The following is a 5,507-nucleotide window of genomic DNA, read 5'->3' on the forward strand; positions in this document are numbered from 1 at the left end:
TCCCGCCCTGCGATCCGCCCGAACACGCTGCCGATGGTCATGCCCATGCCGGCGGCATAGCCCTTGCCGAGCACGTTGCCGGCCATGATCTCGCCGGCCGCGAACATGTTGGCCGACGGCTTGCCGTCAGCCATCAGCATGCGCGCCTCCTTGGTCACGCGCGTGCCGAGATAGGTGAAGGTGATGCCGGGCCGCACCGGATAGGCGAGATAGGGCGGCGTCTCGATCCGCCGCGCCCAATGCGTCTTCGGCGGCGTGATGCCCTCGGTGCGGCAGTCGTCCAGGATGGTGTGGTCGAAGGTGCCGGGCCGCACCGCGGCGTTGAACTCGGTGATGGTCTTGTCCAGCGCGACCGGATCGAGCTCGAGCTTGCCGGCGAGCTCGGCAATCGTTTGTCCGGCGATCGGCGGAAACAGCGTGGGCATGAAGCTCGTGACGACGGTCGAATCGAAGATGATATAGGCGATCTGGTCGGGCTGCGCCGCGACCAGCCGGCCCCAGATCGCGTAGCGCTTCGGCCAGATATCCTCGCCCTCGTCGTAGAAGCGCTGGGCGTGCTTGTTGACGACGATACCGAACACGACGGAATCGTGGCGCGTGATGATGCCGCCGTCGAATTTCGGCGCGCGGGCGTCGATCGCGACCGCATGGCACTGGGTGGGATCGCCGACCTCCTGCACGCCCTTGTCGAGCAGCATCTTCAGGATCGTGCCGCGATTATAGGGCGTGCCGCGGATCAGGAAATTGTCGGCGGCCTCGCCCCAATATTGCTTCAGCCATTCGATGTTGGCCTCGAAGCCGCCGGCGGCGGCGACCAGCGACGTCGCGCGGATCTCGGTCTCACCCTTGATCGGCCGCTTGAGCCGCGCGGCAAGGAACATGCCGTCCTCGATCACGAGGTCGGTCACCTCGGCGTCGTACTCAACCTCGACGCCGAGCCGTTCGGCGGTCAGATAGAGCGCGTTCAACATCGCCCGGCCGCCGCCGAGGAAGAAGGAGTTGGTGCGGCCGAGGCTCAGCGTGCCGCCGAGCGAGGGCTGCCAGCGCACGCCCTGCTCCACGATCCAGTTCAGGATGTCCTTGGATTCGCGGATCATATGACGGGCGAGGACCTCGTCGGTCTGCCCGCCGGTCACGCGCAGCAGATCCTCCCAGAACTCGTCCTCGGTGTAAGGTCCGGTCAGGATCTCGGTCGCGGCGTCATGGGCGCAGCGCATGTTGCGGGTGTGGCGCGTGTTGCCGCCGCGATAGAATTTTGGCGCGCCCTCGAGCACGAGGACGGATGCGCCGCCGCGCCGGGCGCTGATCGCCGCGCACAGCGCCGCATTGCCGCCGCCGATCACCAGCACGTCGTATTTGCTGCTCATGCCGTCTGCCCGATGCGACGAAGTTGGAGACATTCTGCCCGCCGGCGGCCCCGGTCAATCAGTCTGTCATTGCGTACCTTTGTATACAAAGATATACAGAAGCTGTGCAAGCGGCATCTCTGCATGGGCGGGATGCGCTTCGCGTTTCGAGGGAACATGGCCAGACGCCCGGCAAAGGCAGGCGGATCGATCGCGCGCGGCGGCGGTGTCGCACTGGGCGAAGCCGTGTTCCGCTCGCTCTGCGAAGCCCTCCAGGCCGGCAGCTACCGCGCCGGCGACCGCCTGCGCGAGGAGGAGGTCGCGCAGCGGCTGAAGGTCAGCCGCACGCCGGTCCGCGAAGCTCTGGGCCGGCTCGCGGCACGCGGTTTTGTCGAGCCATCCGGCGGACGCGGCCTGATCGTGCGCAACCTCGATATTTCCGAGGTGCTCGAACTCTATGCGATGCGCGAGATCATGGAAGGCGCGTCCGCCCGCCTTGCCGCCGAGCATGCCTCCGCGCCCGAGATCGACGCGCTCAGGGACATCGAGCAGGGCTTTACCGAGGCGGCCGAGAACGACGCCGCCGAAATGGCCAGGCTCAACCGCGCCTTCCACGAAGCCGTCTGCCGGGCCGCGCGCAACCGCTATCTCGACAATGCGTCTCGCGAGTTGCAGGACTGGATCGCCCTGCTCGGTCCTACCACTTTCACGGTGTCGGGCCGCCCCTCGACCAGCCACGGGGAGCACCAGGCGATCATCGATGCCATCGCCGCACGCGACGGTGACAGAGCCGAGCAGCTCGCACGGGCGCATATCCGCGAGGCGCTGCGCTGCCGGTTGAAACTGTTGCAGAAGCAGTAACCGGATCGTCCGTTCGATCACGCCTCGAAGATGCGCGTGAGCAGCCAATAGCCGCCGAGCAGGCTGATCAGCGCGGACACCGCATAGACCAGCCTTGCCGCCCTCACCGGCTCGGTCCAGTCAGTTGCAAACAGCCGGTCGACCAGGCCGAGCGCCGGCAGCACGATCGCGACAATCGCAACCTGCCCGATCTCGACGCCGATATTGAAGGAAGCGAGCGCCGGCACCACCGCGTTCGGCGGCAGGCCAATCTCCCTGAGCGCGCCGGCGAATCCGAACCCGTGGATGAGGCCGAACAGAAAGGCCACGCGCCAGCGCCCGTCGATGTCACGCGAGACAAAGTTCTCGACGGCGACGAACACGATCGACGCCGCGATCGCGGGCTCGACGATGCGGCCCGGTATGACCACGATGTCGAGCGCGGCCAGCGACAACGTCATCGAATGGGCGACCGTGAACGCGGTGACGATCTTGATGACGGGCACGAGCCGTCGTGCCCACAGCACGACGGCGACCAGAAACGCGATGTGATCATAGCCAAGGAAGATGTGCGCGATGCCGGTGACGAGATAGCGCTGCATCGTCGACCACAGCGGCGGCGCATGCGCCGACAGCGTGACGGTCGTGTTGCCGGCGTCGAGCAGGGCCTGCGCCTCGGACCCGCCCTGCGCGACCAGCACCACCTGACGCGCGGCGGGGTCTTTCTCGGTCAGCACGGTGGAGCGATAGACGATGTCGCCGGCGAAATTGGCGCAGGCGAAACTGTTGCGATAGATCACGCCGTCGCCGTCGGCCAGGATCGCAGCATGACCCACCGGGCAGGACATGCCGCCGGCCGTGACCGCCAGGTGCGTGCTCATATAGGCAAGGATTGCGACCGTGGCCGCATCAACCGCGGAAGGATCGACCGCGTCTCCCCTCGCATCATAAATCCTGGTGCCGACCAGACGATCGACGTCGCGGCCCTTCAGTTCGACGGTCACGGTGCGATCGCCGGTCAGGGCCACGCGCGCCGTCACGAGGTTGACCTGATGTGCCTCAACGGAGAGGCAGAGGCCGAGCAGGATCGCGAGCCACAACGGGCGTGGCCATCTCATGATCCCGCTCCATCGCGCCTACGCGACCACATCCGTCACGACCGCCTTCAAGACATCCCGCACGTCGTTCGGCCTGAGCCGCACCTGCAGGCCGCGCTGACCGCCGTTCACATAGACCTGATCGTGCGCCATCGCGCTCTGCTCGATCACGGTGCGCACGGGTTTGCGCTGCCCGAACGGGCTGATGCCACCGACCTTGAAGCCGGTGACGCGCTCGGCCTCGGGCGGCTTCATCATCTGGGCCGACTTGCCGTTGGCAGCCGCGGCGAGCTTCTTCATCGAGACTTCCTGATCGGACGGGACGATCACGCAGACCGGCTTGCCGTCGACCAGCGCCATCAGCGTCTTCAATACGCGCGCGGGGTCTTCGCCGAGCGCGGATGCGGCCTGAAGGCCGATGCTCTCGGCGTCGGGATCATACTCGTAGGCGTGCACGGTGAACGCAACACCGGCGGCCGCAAGCGCGCGCGTGGCTGGGGTGACTTTGGACATGGGCGATGTTTACCACCGCCGCTGCGAACGGCGAAGGGACGACGAGGTGCCCGCCACACACTCAGCCGTCGTCCCGGCGCAGGCCGGGACCCATAACCACAGGGAGTGGTTTGGCGAAGGCTCGTCGTTCGAGGACTGGCACCATCCGCCATCGAGAGATCACGCGGTATGGGTCCCGGCCCCCGTGCGCAATTGCGCACTAGGCCGGGACGACACCGGGGGGATTGGCTAGCGCCATCGCGTCAAAGCGACAGAAAGCTACTCCGCCGCGTCGCGCATCTCGGCGCGCTCGGCCCTTGCTGCGCAGAACTTGAACTCCGGGATCTTGCCGAACGGGTCGAGCGCCGGATTGGTCAGGAGATTCGCCGCTGCCTCCGCGTAGCAGAACGGCATGAACACCATGTTCTCCGGCACGTCGCGGTCGGAGCGGACCTTGACCTCGACGGCACCGCGGCGGGTCTCGAGCCGGATGAAGTCACCGGGCGCGAGCTTCTTCTTGCGCATGTCCTTCGGCGACATGAACGCGACCGCCTCCGGCTCGATCTGGTCGAGCACCTGCGCGCGGCGCGTCATCGAGCCGGTGTGCCAGTGCTCGAGCACGCGTCCGGTCGAGAGCACCATCGGATATTCGGCGTCGGGCAATTCATCCGGCGGAATGACCTTTGCCGGCACGATCTTGCCGCGGCCGCTCGCAGTCGGGAAGCCCGTGGTGAAGATGATCTCGTTGCCGGGCTTGTTCGGATCATCGGCCGGATAGGTCACGGCGCCTTCGCGCACCAGTCGCTCCCAGCTGATGTTCTTGAGCGAAGGCATCAACTCCGCCATCTCGGTGTAGACGTCGCCGGGGCCGGAATAATTCCACGGCAGGCCCATGCGCTTGCCGATCTCCTGGATGATCCAGAGATCCTGCCGCGCATCGCCCGGCGGCTTGATCACCTGGCGCGCGAGCTGAACGCGGCGATCGGTGTTGGTGAAGGAGCCGTCCTTCTCGGCAAAGGCCGAGGCCGGCAGGATGACGTCGGCGTGGAACGCGGTCTCGGTGACGAAGAGATCCTGCACCACGAGATGGTCGAGCATCGCGAGCGCCTGGCGCGCATGCTGGAGATCGGGGTCGGACATCGCGGGATTCTCACCCTCGATATACATGCCCTTGATCTCGCCGGCGTGGATCGCGTTCATGATCTCGACCACGGTCAGGCCGCGCACGGGATCAAGGTCCTGTCCCCACAGCTTCTCGAAATTGCCGCGCAAGTCGTCGCGGCCGACCGGCTGGTAGTCGGGCAGGAACATCGGGATCAGGCCGGCATCGGAGGCGCCCTGCACGTTGTTCTGGCCGCGCAGTGGATGCAGCCCGGTGCCGGGCCGGCCGACCTGGCCGGTGATCAGCGCGAGCGCAATCAGGCAGCGCGCATTGTCGGTGCCGTGGACATGCTGGCTGATGCCCATGCCCCAGAAGATGATCGAGGATTTCGCGCGTGCATAGGTTCGGGCGACCTCGCGCAGCGTCTGCGCCGGGATGCCGCAGATCGGCTCCATCTTCTCCGGCGTGAACTCCTTGATCTTCTCCTTGAGGTCCTCGAAACCCTCGGTGTAGCCGGCGATATACTGGTCGTCGGTCAGGCCCTCGGTGATGATCGTGTTGATCATCGCGTTCAGCATGGCGACGTCGGAGCCCGGCTTGAACTGCAAATGCTTGGTCGCATGGCGTGAC

Annotated in this window: 5 protein-coding genes; 1 reads left to right on the top strand and 4 read right to left on the bottom strand. The window is 66.2% G+C overall.

Annotation, left to right across the window (positions count from 1 at the left end; all coding sequences use genetic code 11):
* On the bottom strand, positions 1-1,367 hold a 1,367-nt coding region (gene tcuA / locus ACXJL8_RS32590), incomplete at its 3' end, for an FAD-dependent tricarballylate dehydrogenase TcuA (protein WP_456686264.1).
* 156 nt (positions 1,368-1,523) lie between these two features.
* Here tcuA and ACXJL8_RS32595 point away from each other — a divergent pair.
* Complete coding sequence (locus ACXJL8_RS32595; protein ID WP_456621569.1) at positions 1,524-2,207, top strand: GntR family transcriptional regulator; 684 nt, start codon at positions 1,524-1,526, stop codon at positions 2,205-2,207.
* A gap of 17 nt (positions 2,208-2,224) precedes the next feature.
* Here the strand turns inward: ACXJL8_RS32595 and ACXJL8_RS32600 are convergent, their stop codons facing one another.
* From ACXJL8_RS32600 to ACXJL8_RS32610, 3 genes are all read right to left on the bottom strand, one after another.
* Entirely contained in the window at positions 2,225-3,304 is a 1,080-nt protein-coding gene (locus ACXJL8_RS32600) for a HupE/UreJ family protein (protein WP_456621568.1), read from the bottom strand.
* Positions 3,305-3,322: 18 nt separating this feature from the next.
* Positions 3,323-3,796, bottom strand: coding sequence for a Cys-tRNA(Pro) deacylase (ybaK, locus tag ACXJL8_RS32605; protein ID WP_456621567.1), 474 nt, complete (start codon positions 3,794-3,796; stop codon positions 3,323-3,325).
* A gap of 258 nt (positions 3,797-4,054) precedes the next feature.
* The coding region (locus ACXJL8_RS32610) for a molybdopterin oxidoreductase family protein (RefSeq protein ID WP_456686265.1) at positions 4,055-5,507 on the bottom strand (1,453 nt) is incomplete at its 5' end.

Source organism: Bradyrhizobium sp. P5_C11_2, assembly GCF_054049755.1.

Bases quoted from the DNA above. Each gene is read 5' to 3' on its own strand.
- ACXJL8_RS32595 (WP_456621569.1), top strand. From the start codon at position 1,524: ATGGCCAGACGCCCGGCAAAGGCAGGCGGATCGATCGCGCGCGGCGGC.
- ACXJL8_RS32600 (WP_456621568.1), bottom strand. From the start codon at position 3,304: ATGAGATGGCCACGCCCGTTGTGGCTCGCGATCCTGCTCGGCCTCTGC.
- ybaK (WP_456621567.1), bottom strand. From the start codon at position 3,796: ATGTCCAAAGTCACCCCAGCCACGCGCGCGCTTGCGGCCGCCGGTGTT.